The sequence below is a fragment of the Paraburkholderia sp. GAS333 genome (assembly GCF_050435665.1).
In the GTDB taxonomy this organism is placed as follows: domain Bacteria; phylum Pseudomonadota; class Gammaproteobacteria; order Burkholderiales; family Burkholderiaceae; genus Paraburkholderia; species Paraburkholderia fungorum_A.
Genome location: NZ_JBNDKS010000009.1, coordinates 85,399 through 105,925 on the forward strand (window position 1 = coordinate 85,399; position 20,527 = coordinate 105,925).

Annotated in this window: 19 protein-coding genes; 4 read left to right on the forward strand and 15 right to left on the reverse strand. The window is 62.7% G+C overall.

Annotation, left to right across the window (positions count from 1 at the left end; genetic code table 11):
• The first annotated feature begins 241 nt into the window (after positions 1-241).
• A complete protein-coding gene (locus ABH945_RS32030) occupies positions 242-796 on the forward strand; it encodes a putative glycolipid-binding domain-containing protein (protein ID WP_429253328.1) in 555 nt (184 codons plus the stop codon).
• Here the strand turns inward: ABH945_RS32030 and ABH945_RS32035 are convergent.
• From ABH945_RS32035 to ABH945_RS32075, 9 genes are all read right to left on the reverse strand, one after another.
• Positions 786-1,730, reverse strand: a complete 945-nt coding sequence (locus ABH945_RS32035; protein WP_429253329.1) for an alpha/beta fold hydrolase — start codon at positions 1,728-1,730, stop codon at positions 786-788. The two genes, ABH945_RS32030 and ABH945_RS32035, sit on opposite strands and share 11 nt — an antisense overlap.
• Positions 1,727-2,608, reverse strand: coding sequence for a metal-dependent hydrolase (locus ABH945_RS32040; RefSeq protein ID WP_429253330.1), 882 nt, complete (start codon positions 2,606-2,608; stop codon positions 1,727-1,729). The genes ABH945_RS32035 and ABH945_RS32040 overlap by 4 nt, the downstream gene beginning before the upstream one ends.
• An 82-nt stretch (positions 2,609-2,690) precedes the next feature.
• Positions 2,691-3,599, reverse strand: coding sequence for an SDR family NAD(P)-dependent oxidoreductase (locus ABH945_RS32045; RefSeq protein WP_074768130.1), 909 nt, complete (start codon positions 3,597-3,599; stop codon positions 2,691-2,693).
• A 63-nt stretch (positions 3,600-3,662) separates the two neighbouring features.
• Complete coding sequence (locus tag ABH945_RS32050) at positions 3,663-5,282, reverse strand: flavin-containing monooxygenase (RefSeq protein ID WP_429253331.1); 1,620 nt, start codon at positions 5,280-5,282, stop codon at positions 3,663-3,665.
• Positions 5,283-5,448: 166 nt separating this feature from the next.
• The gene (locus tag ABH945_RS32055; protein WP_429253332.1) at positions 5,449-6,441 is read right to left on the reverse strand and encodes a sulfonate ABC transporter substrate-binding protein; all 993 of its coding nucleotides are present in this window, start codon (positions 6,439-6,441) and stop codon (positions 5,449-5,451) included.
• 285 nt (positions 6,442-6,726) lie between these two features.
• Positions 6,727-7,605: a MerR family transcriptional regulator gene (locus ABH945_RS32060; RefSeq protein WP_074768136.1), complete on the reverse strand. Its 879-nt coding sequence runs from the start codon at positions 7,603-7,605 to the stop codon at positions 6,727-6,729.
• A gap of 41 nt (positions 7,606-7,646) precedes the next feature.
• A complete protein-coding gene (locus tag ABH945_RS32065) occupies positions 7,647-8,228 on the reverse strand; it encodes an N-acetyltransferase family protein (protein WP_429253333.1) in 582 nt (193 codons plus the stop codon).
• Positions 8,229-8,318: 90 nt separating this feature from the next.
• Entirely contained in the window at positions 8,319-9,230 is a 912-nt protein-coding gene (gene sapR / locus ABH945_RS32070) for a sap1 transcriptional regulator SapR (protein ID WP_429253334.1), read from the reverse strand.
• Between the two features lie 188 nt (positions 9,231-9,418).
• Positions 9,419-10,306: a DMT family transporter gene (locus tag ABH945_RS32075; protein WP_429253335.1), complete on the reverse strand. Its 888-nt coding sequence runs from the start codon at positions 10,304-10,306 to the stop codon at positions 9,419-9,421.
• A gap of 122 nt (positions 10,307-10,428) precedes the next feature.
• On the opposite strand from ABH945_RS32075, the gene ABH945_RS32080 reads away from it, so the two are divergent.
• Positions 10,429-11,865 (forward strand): PLP-dependent aminotransferase family protein, encoded by a 1,437-nt coding sequence (locus ABH945_RS32080; protein WP_074768144.1) that lies wholly within the window; start codon positions 10,429-10,431, stop codon positions 11,863-11,865.
• A gap of 33 nt (positions 11,866-11,898) precedes the next feature.
• Here the strand turns inward: ABH945_RS32080 and ABH945_RS32085 are convergent, their stop codons facing one another.
• The 3 genes from ABH945_RS32085 to ABH945_RS32095 form a co-directional block, all read right to left on the reverse strand.
• Positions 11,899-12,978 (reverse strand): TAXI family TRAP transporter solute-binding subunit, encoded by a 1,080-nt coding sequence (locus ABH945_RS32085; RefSeq protein ID WP_074768146.1) that lies wholly within the window; start codon positions 12,976-12,978, stop codon positions 11,899-11,901.
• Positions 12,979-13,171: 193 nt separating this feature from the next.
• Positions 13,172-14,464, reverse strand: a complete 1,293-nt coding sequence (locus tag ABH945_RS32090; RefSeq protein ID WP_429253336.1) for a hypothetical protein — start codon at positions 14,462-14,464, stop codon at positions 13,172-13,174.
• A 461-nt stretch (positions 14,465-14,925) separates the two neighbouring features.
• Positions 14,926-16,461, reverse strand: coding sequence for an MDR family MFS transporter (locus ABH945_RS32095; protein ID WP_429253337.1), 1,536 nt, complete (start codon positions 16,459-16,461; stop codon positions 14,926-14,928).
• 75 nt (positions 16,462-16,536) lie between these two features.
• Here ABH945_RS32095 and ABH945_RS32100 point away from each other — a divergent pair, with 75 nt between their 5' ends.
• The gene (locus tag ABH945_RS32100) at positions 16,537-17,319 is read left to right on the forward strand and encodes a TetR/AcrR family transcriptional regulator (RefSeq protein WP_429253338.1); all 783 of its coding nucleotides are present in this window, start codon (positions 16,537-16,539) and stop codon (positions 17,317-17,319) included.
• Between the two features lie 44 nt (positions 17,320-17,363).
• On the opposite strand, the gene ABH945_RS32105 is transcribed toward ABH945_RS32100, so the two are convergent.
• Complete coding sequence (locus ABH945_RS32105) at positions 17,364-18,080, reverse strand: ribonuclease activity regulator RraA (RefSeq protein WP_074768152.1); 717 nt, start codon at positions 18,078-18,080, stop codon at positions 17,364-17,366.
• 477 nt (positions 18,081-18,557) lie between these two features.
• On the opposite strand from ABH945_RS32105, the gene ABH945_RS32110 reads away from it, so the two are divergent.
• On the forward strand, positions 18,558-19,070 hold the full coding sequence (locus ABH945_RS32110; protein WP_074768154.1) for a response regulator: 513 nt from the start codon (positions 18,558-18,560) through the stop codon (positions 19,068-19,070).
• 50 nt (positions 19,071-19,120) lie between these two features.
• Here the strand turns inward: ABH945_RS32110 and ABH945_RS32115 are convergent, their stop codons facing one another.
• On the reverse strand, positions 19,121-19,699 hold the full coding sequence (locus tag ABH945_RS32115; protein WP_429253339.1) for a Fur family transcriptional regulator: 579 nt from the start codon (positions 19,697-19,699) through the stop codon (positions 19,121-19,123).
• Positions 19,700-19,854: 155 nt separating this feature from the next.
• Entirely contained in the window at positions 19,855-20,481 is a 627-nt protein-coding gene (locus ABH945_RS32120) for a glutathione S-transferase family protein (RefSeq protein WP_429253340.1), read from the reverse strand.
• Between the last annotated feature and the right edge of the window lie 46 nt (positions 20,482-20,527).

Here is a 20,527-nt window from a genome sequence, read left to right on the forward strand (position 1 = left end):
TGTCGATGATGATCTGAACGCGCGTGATGTGATGAGTACAGGCAAACCGGAACCGCGAGCATAGGCCACTCCACCTGGCCCAGGTATCGCCCATCGTTGATAGTGGCTATTTGCAACAATCGCTTCAAACATTGCTACGTTGGCGATCCAACATAGTCACGTTGGCGAGTCGAAAGATTTAGGGCTACGATATGAAAAAAATCTATGTGCAGGACGCACTGTTTCGCGAGGGAGACAGCCAATGCGTGAATTGCGATGGGCATCGGAAGAGGGCGACGGCATCGAGCATCTTGCGTTCGGTCCGCGAGAACACGGTTTCGCGGTGGAGAGCGCATTGGTCGGACAGCGTGATGGCAACCCCTATGGCCTCTACTACCGGGTGCGCTGCGATGAGCGGTGGCGTACGCGTTATGCGTGGTTGAAAATCATCGGCGGCGGCGAGCTTGAATTGCATGGCGACGGCGAAGGTCACTGGCGCAACGGCCACGGCGTCGTGCTGAGCGAGATCGAAGGCTGCATCGATATCGACATTGCGGCTACGCCATTTACGAACACGCTGCCTATCCGTCGGCTGCAACTCGCCGAAGGCGAGCGCAAGCCTATTTCGGTGGCGTATATTTCCACGCCTGATTTGCAGGTGACACGCGCCGAGCAGGCGTATTCGTGCATCGGCTTGAATCGCGAGTATCGCTACGAGGGCATCTTCCGCAATTTCAGCGCGAATCTGACGGTGGATGCAGACGGTCTCGTGATCGACTACCCGACGCTATTCACGCGGCTGCCACTCACTCATTGATCGCAGTCGCGGCGGATGCAGCAGGTCCGCCGCGATCCGTTCGATACCGCTGAACGAAGCGTTCGATGTCAGCGGCAATACGCGCGGGCTCGCGCAGCACGACCCAATGGCCCGCATCGATTTCCATGCGTTCATACGCGCCGAGCCAACTCTCCAGTCCAAGCGATAACTCCGGCCCGACATAACGATCGCGCAACGGCACAATGAACTGCACCGGCGCATGTGCATGACGCGAGCGCGGCCGCAGCAATTTGTCGACGAAATTGGCGCGATAGAGATTCAGGCCATTAATCGCGTTGCGCTTTTGCGCGGGGTCGTGGGGCGCTTGCACGCGTTCGGTCAAACGCAACCACAGCGGCCACATGCGAGCGCCGCCCGCGCGCCACACAAGTTCAGGCAGCCACGGCAGATGGAAAAAGAAGATGTACCAGGATTTGAGCGTCTGCCGGATGCCGCTGCCGAATGACCTTTTGACGGGCTTTACCGCTTCATTTGATGAGCCGCCGTCGTCGCCGCGCAGGCCGAGCGACGCGTGATCGAGGCAAGGCCCGGAGATCGATGTGTACGACGCGATGCGGCCTTTGAACGCCGGGTCGGTGACCGCTTCCCAACTCTGGATCGAACCCCAGTCGTGTCCGACCAGGTGAAAGGGACGCGCACCGCACGTAGCGTCGGCGACCGCGGCGAGGTCGGCGGCGAGACGTTCGAGCCGGTAGGCATTGCGCGCAGCGGGTGCGTCGGATGCGCCCGCGCCGCGCACGTCGTACGTAATCACGCGATAGCGCGCGTCGAGCAGCGCGCGCACCGGTTCCCACACCGCTGCCGAGTCGGGATAGCCGTGCACCAGCACGATCGGCGGTGCTTCACGCGGTCCGCTGACGTAGACCGCGAGTCGCACGTCGCCGGCGTCGACCGACAGCGTGTCGCGTATCACGCGGCCGCCCGCACGCCGCGTCGAGCGGATTTGCGATTGCCCGGCGTGGCCGCGTTGGTGGCGTCGACGGCGGCAACCAGCCCGTCGATTCGCGCGAGTTGCGCACGATTATCGTGATCCCATGGATGGAAGCCGGGCCGGAAAAAACTCAGCCATTCGCCGGCAATGCGCGGAAACACGCCATGACGCGGACCATAGAGAAACTTCACGACCTGCCACATGCCGCGAATATGGCCGCCGCGTTTGCGGTCGGCGATGATCAGGCGCACATGGTAGTCGAACACGATCAGCCAGAACATCACGGTGGTGGACAGCATCGTGCCGGTGCGCAGCAGGTAGCGGCCGAGGCCGGGCTTGAGCACCGTATTCCAGACATCGTAGGAAACGGACTTGTGCTCGGTTTCCTCCAGCGCGTGCCACGTCCACATCTGCGTATAGCCTTCGACCGAACCGCCGATGCGCGTCGGGTCTTCCAGCAGCAGGCTGGCGAGCATCGCCGTGTAGTGTTCAAGGCACACGGTGACCGCGAGCTGATATGAAGGCGGCAGAATCTTGCGGCCGAAGTTGAGTATGGCCCATAAGCGCTTGTCGAGTTTGTGCGCGGGCAGGCCGGCTTCCTGCAGCAGATCGTTGTATTCGACGTGTTCGCGTGTATGCATCGCTTCCTGTCCGATGAAGCCGAGCACCTGCTTCTTCAACTCGGGGTCGTCGATCTGATCGCGATAGTGGCGCACGCTATCCATGAAAAAGCGCTCGCCCGCGGGGAAAAGCAGCGACAGCGCGTTGAAGTAGTGCGTGACATGCGAGCCGTGCGCGTGCCAGTCGCACGCACGTTCTTTCGGCAGATTGAAACGGAGGTCTCGGCGAACCGGCATCATGGCCTTTCTCCCTGTGATCCTGTGTTGACTGCTGATTGTGTTGATGGCGAGGAGCGACGAGGAAACGCGCGCATTGAATGATTCACGCGCGCTTGCCGTCGACCTGCGCGGCGCGTCGCGCGCGTTTTTCGGCGATGCGTTTCATCCGGCGCGTTTGCATCACGACCAGCGCCTGATACGCGGCCGGCAACGTGCGCGCCAGCCAGTCCGCAGCCCGCGCATCACGGCCGATCAGCACACGCCGTCTGTTTTTGCGCACGCCGTCGAGAATCACGCGCGCGGCTTCGTCGGCGGTGGTGATGAAGAACTTCTCGAAGTCGTCCTTGCCCTGCTGTTCGTTTTCGAGCATGAAGCCGACCATGTTCGACGCAATGCGGCTCGACTGCGCAATCGACGTGCGGATTCCGCCCGGATGCACGCAGGTTGCCGATACGCCGCATTTCATCAGATCGAGTTCCTGCCGCAGCGCTTCGGTGAAGCCGCGCACGGCGAATTTGGTCGCGTTGTAGCCGCTCATGCCCGGCTGCGAAAACAGACCGAATACGCTCGATGTATTGACGATATGTCCTTCGCCAGATGCTTTGAGATGCGGCAAAAACGCTTTTGTGCCGTGTACGACGCCCCAGAAGTTGATGCCGACAATCCATTCGAGGTCGGCATAGTCCATTCCTTCGATGGTGCTCGACAGCGCCACGCCCGCGTTGTTGAACACGAGATTGACGCGGTCATGTTGGGCGACCGTTTCGGCGGCCCAGTCGAACATGGCCGTGCGGTCCGCGACGTCGAGCACGCGCGTCGTGATCCGCAGCGGCGAGCCGACGATATGCGGGGCGGCGGCTTCCGCGAGTTGCGCGGTGTCGGCGAGGCTCGCGGCATTGCGGTCGGCGAGGGCGAGATGGCAGCCGTCACGCGCAAGCTGGATCGCGAGCGAGCGGCCCATGCCCGAACCTGCGCCGGTGATGGCGGCCACTCTGTCGGTGAAGTTCTTCATTGGTTTGTCTCCTGTCCTCTCTGAACGGTGCCTGTCGCTGTCGTTGTCGTTGGGTTATGTTCTTCAGGTCGCTTCCGCCGATGTCGCCGCATTGCCATGAGCGTGCTCATGGGCATGCTCATGCGCGGCGGGCTGCTGGCCGCTCGCATAAGGCGCGGCCTGCTCCGGCGCGGGTGCATAAGCGAGGTAATCGTCGATGCTGAACGTGCTGGTGGCCTGGCGGAATTTGTACGCGAATCCCGGCCACAGCGTGGTGTTTCTGCCGGTTTTCGGATCGAGATACCAGCTCTTGCAGCCGCCCGTCGACCAGATCGCGCGGCCGAGTTTCTGCTGGATCTGCTCGTTGTAGGTGCGCTCCACGTGCGGACGCACTTCGATCGCGTCGGCGCGTTCGTCGCGCATGGTTTTCAGCGCGCGCAAGAGGTATTCGACCTGCGACTCGATCATGAAGACCATCGAGTTATGGCCGAGACCGGTGTTCGGTCCGACGATCATGAAGAAGTTCGGATAGCCAGGCAATGCCGTGCCGAGGTACGCATGCGCGCCATCGCGCCATGTGTCGACGATATCGACGCCGCCGCGCCCGCGCACGACACCCGGCGGAAATGGATCGGCCACCTGGAAGCCGGTGCCGAAGATCAGGCAGTCGACGGGATGACGCACGCCGTCTGTCGTGACCACCGCGTCCGCTTCGACGCGCGCAATACCGGTGGTCGTGACCGACACGTTCGGACGCGATACCGCTGGGAAATAGTCGTTCGAAATCAGAATGCGCTTGCAGCCCATCGTGTAATCGGGCGTGAGCGTGGCGCGCAATTGCCGATCGGGCACCTGGCGGCGCAGGTGACGCTCCGCGACTTTCTGCGCGGTTTTCATCAGCGAAGGATGAACCGCGAAACCGAACGCGCGCGATTCGAGCATGCAGTAAAGCGCTGAACGCATGATCTTTTGCGTGAACGGCAGGTGTTTGAACAGCCACTGTTCGAGCGGTTTCACCGAGCGGTCGGCCTTCGGCATGATCCACGGCGGCGTGCGCTGGAACAGGTCGAGATGCGCGACGCGCGGCGCGATATGCGGCACGAACTGGATCGCACTTGCGCCGGTGCCGATCACGGCGACGCGTTTGCCTTCGAGAGGATAAGCATGGTCCCAATGCTGCGAGTGGAACGCTTTGCCTTTGAAGTTTTCGATGCCCGGAATGTCCGGCACGGCCGCGCGCGACAAGCCGCCCATACCTGAGATCAGCACGCGCGCCGACCATTGCTGGCCGTTTGCGAAGCTCAGTTGCCAGCGATGGCGGGTTTCGTCGTAAGTCGCGCTGGCGAGTTCATGGCCGAAGCGCAGATGCCGCTGGATATCGAAGCGCTGCGTGCACGCTTCGAGGTAAGCGCGAATTTCCGGCTGACGCGCGAACATGCGCGTCCAGTTCGGATTCGGCGCGAAGGAAAACGAATAGACGTGCGATTGGACGTCGCACGCGCAGCCGGGGTAGTGGTTGTCGCGCCACGTGCCGCCAACAGAGTCGGCTTTTTCGGCGATGACGAAGTCGGTGATGCCGGATTGCCGCAGGCGGATTGCCATGCCGAGCCCGGCAAAACCCGAGCCGATGATGGCGATGTCGGTGTCGATAGGCGCGCAGGCGTCGGGCGCCGCGGCGTCGTGGGGCATCATGCGTGCGTTCATCCGATCCGTCTCCTTTTTTACCGTCTTAACTGTTACATTGGTTGATGTAACGATAGAGGCTGGAAACGGATGACGCAAGGGGCCGGTTAGACCCCTGACTCTAAGTGCCTGTCACCATTGGGATTTCGCGGGATCGCACGGGCGTTGGCGAAAATTCAGCGCAGATTCACTGCGCCGCCAGCGCCGCCGACACCTGCGGGCTCTGCCAGAAGTTGTCCTTGACGGTGATTTTCTGCGGAATCAGATGCGCGCCGTAGAACGCGTCGGCGACGGTTTGCTGCGAGCGCGCGATGTCGTCGGTCACGGCCATGGTGCCGTACGGATAGCGCCGCACCCAGGTTTCGACCAGCTTCGGGTCGAGGCCGACCTTCGGCGCGATCAGCGCGGAAGTCTCCACCGGATGCGCGTTGACCCAGAGGCCTGCGGTGCGCAACTGTCCGAGAATCGCGCCAACCACATCGGGATGCTGCTGTGCGAAGTCGCGCGTCGCTTCGTAGAAGTTGTACGGGCTGTTCAGATCCGCGTAATCGGTCAGCGTGCGGGCCTTGAGCGCCTGTTGCGCGGACGCGTAGTACGGGTCCCAGATAACCCACGCGTCGACGGTGCCGCTTTCGAAGGCGGCGCGCGCGTCGGCGGGGGCGAGATAGACCGGGTGAATGTCTTCGTATTGCAGGCCGGCTTTTTTCAACGCTTCGAGCAGCAGGTAGTTCGAACTCGAACCCTTTTGCAGCGCGACGCGTTTGCCCTTCAGATCGGCCACATTGCGCAGCGTCGAATCGCCTTTGACGAGGATCGCTTCGGAATGGCGTCCAGCCGGTTCCGCGCCGACGTACACGAAATGGACGCCGCCGGCTTGCGCGAAAACGGGCGGCGGCGCGCCGGTGTAGCCGAAGTCGATACTGTTCGCGTTCAATGCTTCGAGCAGTTGCGGGCCAGCCGGAAATTCGAACCACTTGATGCTGTAGCCGAGCGGCTTGAGTTTTTCGTCGAGCGAGCCTTGCGCTTTGAGGACCGCGAGCAGGCCCGATTTCTGATAACCGATGCGCAGGACTTTGGCTGACTCGCCGCTGTTGCTGGTCTGGGCGGAGGCGCTCAGCGTGACGAAAGCAGCGAGCAATGCGGCAGTTGCGTGTAGCGAAAAGCGAAGGGGGCGGTGCATCCGGCGATCTCCATGGCGGTCGTGTGAGGTGCGCGCCGCGAGTGGCCAGCGTGGTCCGGTCGCCTTGTGTGTCGATGCGGACGCTGCTGGAAACACGTTGCGGCAACGTTTCGGGGATCGTCGCATGGACGTTCCGCCGATCAAACGAAGCAATGGAGATTTGAATATGACGCGCCGGAGAGGGTGGCCGGGCGACGAGATTTTTAACGCCCGCCCGGCGTTTTGCGGCAAAGCCGGCGCAGGAAAAACGCGTGCAGGTTGCACGCGTGACACCCGCACTCCGCGTTACTTCTTCTTGTTCTTCTTCGTGGCACCGCCGCGTTCCGCAGTCGATCCTTCCGCCGGATGAGCGAGATTTTTTTCCATGATCGCCGCGACGCGATCGCCGAGGTAATCGCCGGACGCTTCTTCGAGCGCGCGGTTCATCTCGCTTTCGATCAGCACGTTGGCCAGCGGCCTTAAGCGCCAGATAGCGTCCACGAGAGCGGGCACGTCGGCGGGCGGCGGAAGTGCGTCGGCATCGTAACGGTCCAGTTGACGCACGACCAGATCGACCAGCGCCTTGGCGACCGCATTGAAATGCGGCCTCGCGATGCGCACCGCGTCGAGCAGGTCGGTCAGCGGAATGCCTTCCTTTGCCATGGTCGCGCCGGCTGCCAGCGCGGTGGGATTGCCCGACACAAACGACAAACCGTCGCGCTCAAGCAGGCCGAGATCGACCGCCTTGATGAGCGCGGCCGGCGACGCTTTATCGCCGAACATCTGCAGCAGTTCGACCAGTGAGTATTTTTTCGGCCGCTCGCGCGACCAGCGTCCGCCGATCGCCGTTTCCAGGCCGAGGATCGAGCGCAGATCGTGGCCTTCGTCGACGGCCATGATCAGATCCTGAATGTTCGCGAGCGTGTAACCGCGCGTCAGCAGGTGGTTGATCAGCTTAAGACGCGACACGTGCGTGTCGTCATACACGCCGACGCGGCCGCGTTTTTCCGGCGGCGCGAGCAGCCCCCGGTCCTGATACGCGCGCACGTTGCGCACGGTGGTGTCGGTCACGCGCGCGAGTTCGTCGACGGTGTATTCGTTGCGCGGCGTCGCGCTCGCCGGATCGTTTGCACCAGCGGACGGGAGCGGAACAGGGGAGGGCGAAGGGGGCGGCATGTTGGGCATGCAGGGATTCTAACGCGGCGCTTGCGAGACTAGCCAGGTACTCAGACCCGGTCTTCCGGCAGCGTCGAATCGCCCGCGCCGAGCCTGCGCTGCATCAGCGTCGTATCGAGCCAGCGGCCATGCTTGAAACCCACCGCTTTCAACGTGCCTATCAGTTCAAAGCCCAGTTGCGTGTGTAACGACAGCGAGCCGCCGCTGCCGCCATCGGCGATGACGGCGACCATCTGCCGCCACGGCCCGGCCTCGCACCGGTCGATCAACGCTTGCAGCAGGATGCGCCCGAGGCCGCGTCCGCGCCACGCATCGCCGATATAGATCGAGTCTTCGATGGTGTTGCGATACGCGGCGCGCGGACGGTATGGCGTCGCGTAGCAATACCCGGCCACCTGGCCGTCGATCTCCGCGACCATATACGGCAAGCCGTGACTGCGGACCGACGCGAGGCGCGTGCGGAGGTCGTCGACGGAAGGCGGGGCTTCTTCAAACGAAGCGACGCCGGTCAGCACGTGGTGCGCGTAAATAGCCTGGATCGCGGGGAGGTCGGCGTCGGTGGCGTCGCGGATCAGCGGGGCGCTTTCATTCGTCGAAGTCAAGGCGGCGGCCTCAGGGCGGGTCGTGCTCATACGTGTTCCTGTCATGACGGTGAAAACCGGAGGTGACGTTTTACTATGCCTGAGGGGCGCGCAGTGTTGAACCGGATCAAAAATCGACGATCACAAATCGAACTGATCGAATTCGCTTTGCAACTCGCGGTTGCGCGCCACGCGTTCGTCGATAGCCGGCCCCAGCCGTTCGACAATTGCCGAGATGAGCAGATTGAACAGGCAGGTCAGCGGCGCGAGCGAGTCCCAGAATTGACCGACGTCGGTCTTGACCTGCAGCAGATCGCCATCGAACTCGCGAGCCCATGGGCAATAAATATCGGTGACGAGCGCGAACGGCAGCCCGCGTCGCGTGGCCGCTTCGCAATAGCGTCGCGCAACGGTCGAGTAGGCGCGCGTATCGGTGACGATCAGATACGGCGATTTGAATTCGGAGTTCAGCGAATCGACGTAGGAGCCGGACATGCCGTCCGAATAGAACACGCGCGGCCGGATGTATTCGAGGTAGCTATAAAACGCGTTGCTGATACCGCGCGTGGACTGGATGCCGAGGATATACACGGCGTCGGCATTCGAAATGCGCTCGGCCACCTGGCGGAATACCGGCGATTGCGCGAGTTGATACACGTGCTGGATCGCGCCGATTTCGAGTTCGAGGGAATGGGCGAGAGCGGTGTTGGTTGCATCGGGAGCGGTTTCGGCGCCGGCATGCGCGTCGGGATCGGTCTGGGCCGCCTGATGACCGGCCGCGCGGCGGAACGCGTCGAGCCGGTCGGTAATCAGCCACGGACGCTCCTGCGCGCCGCGCAATTCGCGCTTCAGATCGTCGAGGTTCTGATAGCCGACGCTGCGCAGAAAGCGGCCCACCGAGATGCCGCTGGTGCCCGCTTGCTGGGCGATCTGATCGGCGGTTTCGAGGCCGAGCCGCTCGAGGTTGGCCAGCATATAACTGGCGACGCGTTTGGAGGTCGGCGTGAGTTCGGCAAAGCGGGCTTCGACGGTTTGGGCAAAAGCGGTCGGCATTGTCAGTCGCGCGCAAGGCAGTGGTTAGTCGATCATCGGGATGATGACATATTCAACTGACGGTTCGTCTCACGCGATCCTGAAAATGCTGACGGGCGACGTGAAGTTGCCGGGCAATCTGGATGATATTCGCCAAGGCAGTCGACACCTTCGCTTATTCAATAGCGCCGCGTTTTCACTGATGCCGCTCACACCGTCCGACTGACCGGCGCCGCTCGTGAAAAGCGCCGCGCCCCGGCCACGCACGCAACCACGATCATCGTCACGAGGATCATCGACATCGGTACCTCTTCGTGCAATAGCAGCCCGGCAAGCAACAGGCCGAAGAACGGCTGCAGCAACTGCAACTGTCCGACCGCCGCGATGCCGCCGAGCGCCAGGCCGCGATACCAGAACACGAAGCCGATCAGCATGCTGAAGAGCGACACATAGGCGAGGCCCCAAAGCGCCGCGTGACTGATGCCGTCGAACGAGGCGGGCCGGGTCCACAACGCGAACGGCAACATCACCGGCAACGACAGCACGAGCGCCCACGAAATCACCTGCCAGCCGCCCAGGTGACGCGACAGCCGCGCGCCTTCCGCATACCCCAGCCCGCATACGACGATCGCAGCCAGCATCAGCGCATCGCCCACCGGCGACGCGTCGATCCCGTGACGCAACGCGAACGCGACAACGGCCGCGCTGCCCAGCGCCGAAAACAGCCAGAACGCCGGCTGTGGACGCTCGCCGCCACGCAGCACGCCGAAGATCGCCGTGGCGAGCGGCATCAGGCCGACGAACACGACCGCATGCGCGGAACTTACGTGACGCAACGCGAGCGCCGTCAGCAGCGGGAAGCCGACCACCACGCCGAGCGCGACGACGATCAGCGGAATGAGGTCGCGGCGCGCGGGACGCGCCTGCCGGAACACCAGCAACAGCAGCAAACCGAGCGTGCCCGCAATCGTCGCGCGCGCGACGGTCAGGAACACGGGATCGAGGCCTTGCACAGCCAGGCGGGTGGCCGGCAGCGAGCCGCTAAAAATCAGTACGCCCGCGAATCCGCTGAGCCAGCCGTTTGTGGTCTTGTCCATCTGGAGAGTGTATGCCGTGAAATGAAACTTCGAGACCACACAGCATGCGCTCCCGCGCCGAAAACGATAAGCTACGGATCAGTACAATTCGCACGAACTGTACCGAACATGGAGCAGTACAGATGGCGGACAATGAGAACAGCCGGACCGCGTCCGGCACGCGCGTCGGCGCGGTCATGGACAGTTTGCGCGAGCGCATTGCCAGCCGCTCGCTGATGCCGGGTGCGCGCGTGCCGTCCATTCGCGCGATGACCGAGACGCTCGGCATCTCCAAGTCGACGGTGGTCGAAGCGTATGACCGGCTGGTCGCGGAAGGTGTGATCGTCGCGCGGCGCGGGTCGGGTTTTTTCGTGTCGGGTCACGCGCCGCCGTTTGCGCTCGCGGATGTCGGTCCACGTCTCGATCGCGAGGTCGATCCGTTATGGCTGACACGGCAGTCGCTGGAGGCAGGCGAGAAGGTACTGAAGCCCGGTTGCGGCTGGATGCCGCCGTCGTGGCTGCCCGAAGACGGCGTGCGGCGCGCGTTGCGCGCGGTGGCTCGCGATCCGCAGTCGCCGCTCGCCGAATACGGCACGCCGTGCGGCTTGCCCGCGCTGCGTCAGCAACTGGCGTGGCGGCTTGCCCAGCATGGCGTCGATGCACCGCCGGAGCAGATCATCCTGACCGATGGCGGTACGCACGCGCTCGATCTCGTTTGCCGTTTTCTGCTCGAACCGGGCGACACGGTGTTGATCGACGACCCGTGCTACTTCAACTTTCAGGCGCTGCTGCGTGCGCATCGGGTGCAGATCGTGAGCGTGCCTTTTACGCCGAACGGACCCGATATCGCAGCGTTCGAACGCGCGCTGGTCGCGCATCGTCCGCGGCTTTATGTGACCAATTCCGCGATCCACAATCCGACCGGCGCGACGCTGGCGCCCGCGGTCGCGCATCGGTTGCTGAAGCTTGCGGGCGAACACGATCTGCTGATCGTCGAAGACGAAATCTTCGCCGATCTCGAAGACGAAGCCGCCCCGCGTCTCGCCGCGTTCGACGGACTCGCGCGCGTCGTGTCGATCGGCAGCTTTTCGAAGACGCTGTCCGCGGCGGTGCGCTGCGGCTACATTGCCGCGCGCGCCGAGTGGATCGAGCCGCTGATCGACCTCAAGCTCGCGACGACTTTCGGCAACGGGCAGCTCGCCGCGAGCGTCGTGCATCGAATGCTGGTGGACGGGACTTACCGACGGCATCTGGAGGCGACCCGCGCGAAGTTAGCCGACGCGATGGGCGAAACGATCCGGCGACTCGGCTATGCAGGGCTCGACATCTGGACACGGCCGCGTGCCGGCGTTTTCGTGTGGGCACGTCTGCCCGATTCGCTCGATGCCGCCGATGTCGCGCGTCACGCGCTGGCCGGCAATGTGGTGTTCGCGCCGGGCAACGTGTTCAGCGCGTCGCAATCGGCGGCGGGGTTTTTACGCTTCAACGTGTCGCAATGCAATCGCCCGAAAGTCTACGAGGAACTGCAACGGGCGATGGAGGTGGCATCGGCATCGAGGAAGGAACGGGAGCGCGTTTGAGCTCGCACGTCCCGTCCGATTTGCCGCGCTGCTTTATTTACACAGCAGAAGCAGGCGCTCCTGATCGGTACAGCTCGAACGCGGTTTCTGCACGGGTTGCGTGGCGGCTGCCGCGCTCATCGCCGCGCTCTTGTTCGCGAGACACGCGCGCAAATGTTTTTCCACCGGACTGTAGTATTTCCATCCGCGCACGAGCGTCGGCAGTTCGAGCTTCACCTGCTTCCACTTCGGATGCCCGTGCTCCTGAAGGTTGTCGAAATTGGCGCATAGCGAATCGGCGAAGTGATTCAGATTGCCGACCGTATCGCGCAGACCGTAATCGTAGGTGACGAGAAACGCCTTCACGGTGAGCGTCGGCACGTCTTCCTTGATCCACGTCGGATAGCTGGCCGCGCGGATCGTCGCGGGGAAGTAAGTCTGCTTGGCGCGCACGGTTTCCGGGGCGGCCGGATCGACCCGCAGCAGGCGGATCTGCTGCAGCAGATCGGCGTTCATGTCGTTGAACAGCTTGGCCGGCTGGCCGACCACGATGATCGCGACGTCGATTTTCTTCACGATCAGCGCGGCCAGCGCATCTTCATTGCTCAGGTGAACGATGTTCTGCTCGGGAATCGCCTGACCGAACATCAGGTGATAGAGCGTCGTCGCCGATTGCGCGGTGCCGCTGCCGATCAGCCCGACGCTGATGGTTTTGTCCTTGATGTCGGCGAAGGTTTTCATCGGCGAATCCGCGCGCACCACGACGTTGATCTCCTCGTCGTAGAGCGGCATGATGAGCCGCAGCGGCCGGATCGCGGTGCCTGCGTCGGCGTTGCCCGCGTTCGCCATGTCGAGGTAGGCCTGGTACACGTCGGACTGCACCAGCGCCAGTTTCACGCCGGATTCGTAGCGCATGCGCTGCACGTTCTCCGCCGATCCCTTCGACGCCACCACTTCGAGATCGATCCCCACCGGCTGCGCGACCCATTTCGACAGATCCTGTCCGATCTGGATATACGTGCCTCGCTCGGGACCGGTGACGATCTTGTAATGCGCGGGTTCCGCCGCGCCACTCAGCGAAGCTACGACCATTAGCGCCAGCGCCAGCCATCCCGCCAGAAGTCTCTTCAGCATGGTCTCTCTACCTATCGGTCAGGTTTGTACAGCCTCGCGCGTCGGTGCGCGTGAAGCACCGGTGAGCCGGTTGCCATGTCATGTTCAACGCGCCGCAATTGCCGCGTCCGTGTGTTGCCGCTCAAAGAACACGTAAAAACGTGTGCGATTACCGCTTATTGTGACGAGGTAGTTCGGTATCCGGATAAATGTCTTATTGACCAGGCGAGGTGGTAGTGGAGGACTTGGCGCCGTTGGGGGCCGCATGGCTCCAGCCGGAATCGACGATCGTGCGGGCACGAGCGTCGGCGCTGTTGGCGTCGGTTCCTGTGGTAGCTGCCGTGCTCGCGCGCGGCGCGGTTGCCGTGACGTCGCCGTTTGCCGGCACGCCTTTCGGCGATGGCGTCTGCAATTGGGCCGACTGCGGTGCTGGCGAACCCGCTATTTGCGCGGCCGGTTTGCTCCCGGCGGCGGCGCCGGTCGAGGCGTCCGTTTTGAGCGGCGCCCAACCGGTCTCGCGAATCACCCGCTGGAGGATGGCCTTCGCGGTTTCGTTGCCGGTGTCGATGGCAAGCGCTTCGTTCGCATGCTGACGCGCGCAGGACCACGACTGCTGCGCGACGCAGGTCTGCGCCGCCTGCAACGCGGTGTCGCGGCGCGCGGCGAGCGGGCGCACTTCGGACGCCATGGTCTGTGCGTCGGGATTGCCCGGTTGGAGCGCCTGAGCGCTGGCTAGAGCAGCTTGCGTCGCAGACAGATCGTTTGCATTGAAAGCGAGGTGGGCGGCCTGCAAAGCTTGCGAGGCGTCGCGGAACTGCGGCGCAACGGGTTTGACCGGCGCGACGACGACCGGTGGCGTAACAACGGGCGCAGGGACGACTGCGGGCGCTGCCGGAACCGCTTTCGCGGCGCTGATGGTGGCAGCGGTATTCGCCGGACCGCCTGGCGCAGCGGGTTTGCTTGCGTCTGCGGAATGCGCTGTTTGCGTCTGCGTCGGCGTAAATGGCGCGATGGTGCCGGTAGACGTTCTGGCATCCTGATTACTCACCGGCGTGGTTTGATCGTTGCTGTCGTCCGAGTAGCTACTGTCGCTAAATAGTGCATAGGCGACATACGCCAGGCCGATTACGACAAGCACAAAAATGGCGAGCAGAACCCGGCGAATCGTTACACGGCTGCCGCCGGTACTATAAGGCGGCTCCTCGAACGGAGGAATGGGCATGTCCGGTGACATCAATGGCGCGCGAAGCGCGACTTCCGCACGATTCGATTGCGCCTGATGCGCAGCGAGCGCCGTCGGATCGGCTTCATCCGGTAGCGCCGGATCGCTGTCGAGTCGCCCCGCGCTGGTCCGGCTGCCGGGCATCACGGTGCGCGAGTGCGGACCTGTTTCAAGCGGATGTACCGCGCCGCAATACGGGCAATAGTCGACTTGCCGGTACAGGGCGCCGCCACACCGTTTGCAGGGCGTCGGAAAGCTATGGCCGAGTGCTGTCTGGGTGGACATACCGTGGACCCACCTGTGGAAAACGATGCCATTACGGCATGCTCCGGATCGTGTTGAAGCAGGAGCGTTTGTCCGCGGAAATCACGATCCACATGCGCCGGAGAGTCAGGGAGACGCAAGCCCGTGCTTGCGTTGTCGCTGCATCCAATATGTGGCGTTTCAATCAGAACGTCAATTGACATTCGCACTGATGTTGTGTGCGCCAGCGCACATTTCCAGGTACGACGAAATAGTGACTTTTGTCGAAAAGCTGCTTCAGCAGAGGGTTATTTTTATATTGCCCCGTGCAGGTGCAGCATGTCTATGAGTGGATTGACCTCGCGTATTGCGATGTATTTGTGAAAATAGAACGAGGTCGAAACGCGCGCGTTCGACCTCGTTCACCAACTGCCTCTTCAATTGCGTCATTAAGCGCTTGCATCACGCGTCGACATCGAGCGCGTGAAAGGACGGCGCAACGATCAATGCTTGCGCAGCGGATGATCTTTCAGCAACCACGCAAGCGCGAACGCGAGCACCACCACGCAAGCCGCCGACAGATACACCGTATGCAACGCGCCGGCAAATGCATGCAGATAATCGCTGCGCAACGCATCCGGCAACTGATGAATCGCGGCCGGCCCCAACGCATGCGGTAATTCGGTATCGGCGGGGATCAGATTTTCGAGGCGCGCAGCGAGCCCGTTGGAAAAAACCGCACCGAACGCGGCCACGCCGATCGAGCCGCCGATCGAGCGGAACAGCGTCGCGCCCGATGTCGCCACGCCCATGTGTTTGAACTCGACCGTGTTCTGCACCGCGAGAATCAGCACCTGCATCACCATGCCGAGACCGCAGCCGAGCAGACCCATATAGACATACATCACATGAATCGGCGTATCGATCTGCAGGCGCGACAGCAGCATCATCGCGACCGCGACGAGCAGCGTGCCCATGATCGGGAACATCCGGTACTTGCCGATCTTGCTGATGATGCGGCCGGTCACCATCGACATCACGAAGAGGCCGCCCATCATGGGCAACATCTGCATGCCGGCTTCGGTCGGCGTCGATCCTTTCACGACCTGCAGATAGAGCGGAATAAACGTGACCGAGCCAAACAGCGACACGCCGATGATGAAGCCGATCAGACTGCTCAGCAAAAACGTGCGCTGTTTAAAGAGTTCGAGCGGCATGATCGGTTCGACCGCAGTGCGCTCCTCGTGGATGAAACCCCAGATCGCCACCAGCCCCATTCCCAGCGTGAACCACAATTGCGGCGACGACCACGGCAGGATCGTGCCGCCCTGACTCGTGAACAGAATGATGCAGGTCAGCGCACCGGCGAGAAACGCGGCGCCCATGTAGTCGATCGTGTGCTTTACATGACGAACGTGCGGCTTGAACACTGCGCCGATCACGACGAGCGAAATGATGCCCAGCGGCAGGTTGATGTAGAAAATCCAGCGCCACGTGAGGTGTTCGACGAGAAAGCCGCCGAGCAGGGGGCCGATCACGGTCGCCAGCCCGAATATGCCGCCGAACACGCCCTGATAGCGGCCACGATCAGCGGGAGGGATCACGTCGGCGATGGCGGCCATGGTCACCACCAGCAAACCGCCGCCGCCGAGTCCTTGCAACGCGCGCAAGACGATCAGTTGCGTCATGTTCTGCGCGACGCCGCACAACGCGGAGCCGACCAGGAACACCACGATCGCCGTCTGCAGGACGATCTTGCGACCGAACAGATCGCCGAACTTGCCGTACAGCGGCACGACGATGGTCGAACTGAGCAGATAGGCGGTCACCACCCACGACAGGTTGTTCAACCCGCCCAACTCGCCGACGATGGTCGGCAGCGCGGTCGACACGATCGTCTGGTCGAGCGCGGCCAGCAGCATGACCAGCAGCAGCGCCGGGAACAGCAGGCGGATCGGCGGATGCTCGGCGGCTGGCGCACCGGTCCGGTTATCCGGCTGCGGAGGCTCGGCAGGGTGAGTCATAGTCGGTTGTTCCATGTCGCGGGGATGTTGAAATTAATTAACGTGGCGATTAATATATGCGACATCGCTTCACTCGTCAAATTGAATGCAATGACAATGATTTCACCGGATGACCCGGAAGTGGCAAATGTCGTGGCCGACGCCCCGGTAGCGAAAGCGCGAGGGGCGGTCAAACGTCCGCGTAAGGCGTCACACGACGATTCAGCCGCCGACTCCGAGGCCGCCGCGCCCGCGAGGCGGCCGGGCAGGCCGACGGGGGCCGCTCGCGGTCCGGCGCAGCGCGCCCGTCTTCTCGACGCGGCGCTTGCGCTGTTCGCCCGCAAAGGCATCGTCGACACCACGCTCGGCGAGATTGCCCGCGAGGCTGGTTTCACCCCGGCGATGATGCATTACTACTTCAAGACGCGCGATCAACTACTCGACGTGCTGATCGACGAGCGTTTCGCTCCGCTGCGCACGAGCCTCGGCATGCCGTTCGCGGAAAATCCCGATGATCCGGTGGCCGCGATCACGCAACTGGCCGGGCAATTGGTAAGGGCGGCGAGCGAGCATCCGTGGTTTCCGTCGCTGTGGGTGCGCGAAGTCATCAGTGACGGCGGGTTGTTGCGTCAGCGGATGCACGAGCGTTTCGGCAATGCGCATCAGAAGGCGTCGCTGCAGGCCATCGCGCGCTGGCAGAAAGAGGGGCGGCTGAACGCGGCGCTGGAGCCCGCGTTGGTGTTCGTCACGCTGCTCGGGCTGACGATTTTGCCGCTGGCTACGTCGAAGTTGTGGGGTAACGATCCGTTGCGGCGCGACATCGGCGGCGAGGAAATCGCGCGGCATGCGGTGGCGTTGCTCGTGCAAGGGATCGGGCCGAAGAAGGCCGACTGATCCGCGACGATGCGCACGTTGTCATTGAACGTCGCGCATTCGTCTCACTTCTGCTGTTTCTTCCATTCCTCAAAAGCCGCCCTAGTCTTTTCGTTCGGCGGATAAGTCCCGGGCAGCGCGGCGCCGTCGCGAATCAGTCCGGTCAGAAACGCCTCCATCTGTTCCTGCTCAGCGGCTGCTTGCGCGACCTCGGCGGCCATCTTGAGCGGGATCACGACGACGCCGTCCGCATCGCCGACGATGATGTCGCCGGGAAACACCGCCACGCCGCCGCAGCCGATCGGCACGTTGATATCCACGGCATGGTGGCGGATCAGGTTGGGCGGCGCGCTGGCCCCGGCGCAGAACACCGGCATGCCGAGCGCGGCGATTGTCGTGCTGTCGCGGACCGGTCCGTCGGACACCATGCCCGCCACGCCGCGCACCTGCAAACGCAGCGAAAGTATCGAGCCGAACGATGCGCTGCCGCGTTCGCCCCGGCAATCCTGCACAAGCACATGACCGGCTGGAATGGTCTCGACGCATTTGCGCTGCGCGTAGTCGGGGTCTGCGAACAGTTCCAGCACGTCGATGTCTTCGCGCGACGGGATGTTGCGCAGCGTGAAGGCGGGGCCGACGAGGTTCGGTCCACTGTGCGGCGCGAGCGGGGCGACCCCTTGCATGAACGTATTGCGTAGGCCGCGTTTGAAAAGCTGGGTGGTCAGCGTGGCGGTGCTTACGTGGCGGAGTGCTTCGAGCGTCGCAGAATCGAGATCGGACATGGTGACGTGGCCTCGGTTTGATGGTCGAAAACGGATGCTGACATGGCGCGGCGATGTAGCTAAACCTGGCGCTTCGCGCTCACGATCATAGCGCCGTGCTGCAGAGTGCGGCCCCGTTACCGTGTTCCCGTTGGGCAATCGCGCGCCCCGTTTGCCGTTAATCCCGAGTCGCGGCACGCCACGTGCTACTGATGCAACAGGTCTGAATGCCGCGCGCAGAGAGCAACCCCGCCGGCATCGCAAAAGAACACGAATGTCAGAAAAGACGCCAGGCGGGCAGTGCCGTGCGATTGGGGTTTGCACGAGCCGCACGGCGGATCGGGTGTCGGCATCGGTCTGCCAAAGTCGGGCACCGAAAGCCGGTTTTTCATCGGCGTGCAATTTGGGCGCGTTAGTGTGCGCCCGCGTCGCGGCTGGGCCATGTTTTACAATCTTGGCCTTGGTCTGCAACTCGGCGCATGAAATCGAGTCGGAACCATGAACAGCAATACCGTAGCCGCTGAAATCGGCGGCAAGCAGCAGAACGAAACGTTGGCTGCGTCTGACGGCCTAACCGGATTTTTAGAGCAACAACAGAAAATGAACGGAGCATTGAGACTCGATCAGGCCACGATCGTGCTCGTAGAAGACGACCAGGATAGCCGCGAATCGCTGACCTTGTTACTCGAAGCGGAAGGCGCACATGTCTGCGCCGTGGCGGATGCGGAAGAAGGTGTCGAAGCAGCGCTCCGGTTGTTACCCGACGCGGTCGTGTGCGATCTCGATCTGCCGGCCATGGATGGGTTTTATCTGATCCAGCGTCTGCGCGACCATGAAATTCGTGGCGATCATTCGCCGTCGGTCGCGGTGGCGCTTACTGGCCATACCGATGACGCTTATCGATTACGCAGTATCGGCGAAGGCTTTCAGCATTTCATGACCAAGCCTGCGTTGCCGGAAGACCTGGTGACGCTGCTGCATGATGCGATCGACGCCCGCGGAGCAGGTTGATTCTGGCGCGCGGTGTTAAAGGATGCGCGCGGTAAATGCAGTTGTTGCGGCTATTTCGTGACCGCAGCAGTCGCCGCGGGATCACCGGCCGCCGCCTCCGCCGCCTGGCAAGCCGCGCACAATCCCTTCAATTCGATTTCGTCGCTGGCGAGACGGTAGCCCGCGTCTTCGATTTGCGCGACGAGCGCCTGCCGCAGTTTCGGCTGATGCAATTCGGTGACGCTGCCGCATTGCTGACAGACCACGAGAATGCCATGCTGACATTGCGTCAGGTCGTGGCAAACGGTGAAGGCATTGATCGATTCGATCCGGTGCACGAGTCCCGCCGACAGCAGGAAATCCAGCGCCCGGTACACCGTGGGCGGCGCCGAGCCGGGGTGAATCTGGCGCATCTCGTCGAGCAGCGAATACGCTTTGGTCGCGCGGCCCGAATTCAGCAGCAATTCCAGCACTTTGCGACGGATCGGCGTGAGTTTCTCGCCGCGTTCGCGGCAATATTCGTCCGCGAGTATGAGTGCGGCTTCTTGCGAATCGCCGTGCGTATGCGCCATTTCCGGATGCTCATGAGTGTGAGCGGAACTGGCGGGGGCGGCTTTGTGGGCGGTCGCGGCGGGCTTGGCGGTCTTCATGTGTCGATTATAAAGGCCCGCGCGCGTTGCCGTGCCTGTGGGAAATAACGTGCTTGCCGGCTGTAGCGAAGATCGCAGTGAGGCGGTGCAGGCCGGCGGCGTAAGACGGGCGTGTTGTGCAAACAGGGCGGACGCGGACGCTCCGCCCAACTGCTTCAGGTCAGCGCAAAATCCACGTATTTTTTGAACCCCGAGCGCGTCGCAATCCGCGAATACCAGCGCTCCAGATTCGGCAGCGGCGGGCGTTCCACGCCATCCAGGCCGAACCAGCGTTTTGCGTAGGCGCCGATCACGATATCGGCCAGTGTAAAGTTCTCGCCCTCGAGGAAAAAGCGCCCTTGCAGATGCGTGTCCAGCATCCGCCACAGCACGCTGACCGCGCTGAAATCGGCGGCGAGCTTTGTCGTATCGCGCTGCTCGGCCGGTGTGCGGACCAGCGCCCAGAACACCGGACGCTCAGCGGGTTGCAGCGTGGACAGCGTCCAGTCCAGCCAGCGGTCGATACCGGCCCGCAGCTTCGGTTCGGGCGGATAGAGCAGGCTCGATTCGCCGTATTGCAGCACCAGATAGCGCAGGATCGAGTTGGATTCCCACAGCACGAAATCGTCGTCGACCAGCGTGGGAATCTTGCCGGTCGGGTTCATCGAGAGATAGCCGGGTTCGTTGTTGCGGCCGAATTGCAGGCCCGCGTCGATGCGGTCGTACGGCAGCACCAGTTCGTCGCAACACCACAGCACTTTCTGAACATTGACGGAATTGGCGCGCCCCCAGATCGTGATCATCCGGTAAATCCTTTTTATTACAGTTGGCAAGCCGCACCCTGCGCGC

Bases quoted from the DNA above. Each gene is read 5' to 3' on its own strand.
- ABH945_RS32030 (WP_429253328.1), top strand. From the start codon at position 242: ATGCGTGAATTGCGATGGGCATCGGAAGAGGGCGACGGCATCGAGCAT.
- ABH945_RS32040 (WP_429253330.1), bottom strand. From the start codon at position 2,608: ATGATGCCGGTTCGCCGAGACCTCCGTTTCAATCTGCCGAAAGAACGT.
- ABH945_RS32045 (WP_074768130.1), bottom strand. From the start codon at position 3,599: ATGAAGAACTTCACCGACAGAGTGGCCGCCATCACCGGCGCAGGTTCG.
- ABH945_RS32050 (WP_429253331.1), bottom strand. From the start codon at position 5,282: ATGAACGCACGCATGATGCCCCACGACGCCGCGGCGCCCGACGCCTGC.
- ABH945_RS32055 (WP_429253332.1), bottom strand. From the start codon at position 6,441: ATGCACCGCCCCCTTCGCTTTTCGCTACACGCAACTGCCGCATTGCTC.
- ABH945_RS32060 (WP_074768136.1), bottom strand. From the start codon at position 7,605: ATGCCCAACATGCCGCCCCCTTCGCCCTCCCCTGTTCCGCTCCCGTCC.
- ABH945_RS32065 (WP_429253333.1), bottom strand. From the start codon at position 8,228: ATGAGCACGACCCGCCCTGAGGCCGCCGCCTTGACTTCGACGAATGAA.
- sapR (WP_429253334.1), bottom strand. From the start codon at position 9,230: ATGCCGACCGCTTTTGCCCAAACCGTCGAAGCCCGCTTTGCCGAACTC.
- ABH945_RS32075 (WP_429253335.1), bottom strand. From the start codon at position 10,306: ATGGACAAGACCACAAACGGCTGGCTCAGCGGATTCGCGGGCGTACTG.
- ABH945_RS32080 (WP_074768144.1), top strand. From the start codon at position 10,429: ATGGCGGACAATGAGAACAGCCGGACCGCGTCCGGCACGCGCGTCGGC.
- ABH945_RS32085 (WP_074768146.1), bottom strand. From the start codon at position 12,978: ATGCTGAAGAGACTTCTGGCGGGATGGCTGGCGCTGGCGCTAATGGTC.
- ABH945_RS32090 (WP_429253336.1), bottom strand. From the start codon at position 14,464: ATGTCCACCCAGACAGCACTCGGCCATAGCTTTCCGACGCCCTGCAAA.
- ABH945_RS32095 (WP_429253337.1), bottom strand. From the start codon at position 16,461: ATGGAACAACCGACTATGACTCACCCTGCCGAGCCTCCGCAGCCGGAT.
- ABH945_RS32100 (WP_429253338.1), top strand. From the start codon at position 16,537: ATGACAATGATTTCACCGGATGACCCGGAAGTGGCAAATGTCGTGGCC.
- ABH945_RS32105 (WP_074768152.1), bottom strand. From the start codon at position 18,080: ATGTCCGATCTCGATTCTGCGACGCTCGAAGCACTCCGCCACGTAAGC.
- ABH945_RS32110 (WP_074768154.1), top strand. From the start codon at position 18,558: ATGAACAGCAATACCGTAGCCGCTGAAATCGGCGGCAAGCAGCAGAAC.
- ABH945_RS32115 (WP_429253339.1), bottom strand. From the start codon at position 19,699: ATGAAGACCGCCAAGCCCGCCGCGACCGCCCACAAAGCCGCCCCCGCC.
- ABH945_RS32120 (WP_429253340.1), bottom strand. From the start codon at position 20,481: ATGATCACGATCTGGGGGCGCGCCAATTCCGTCAATGTTCAGAAAGTG.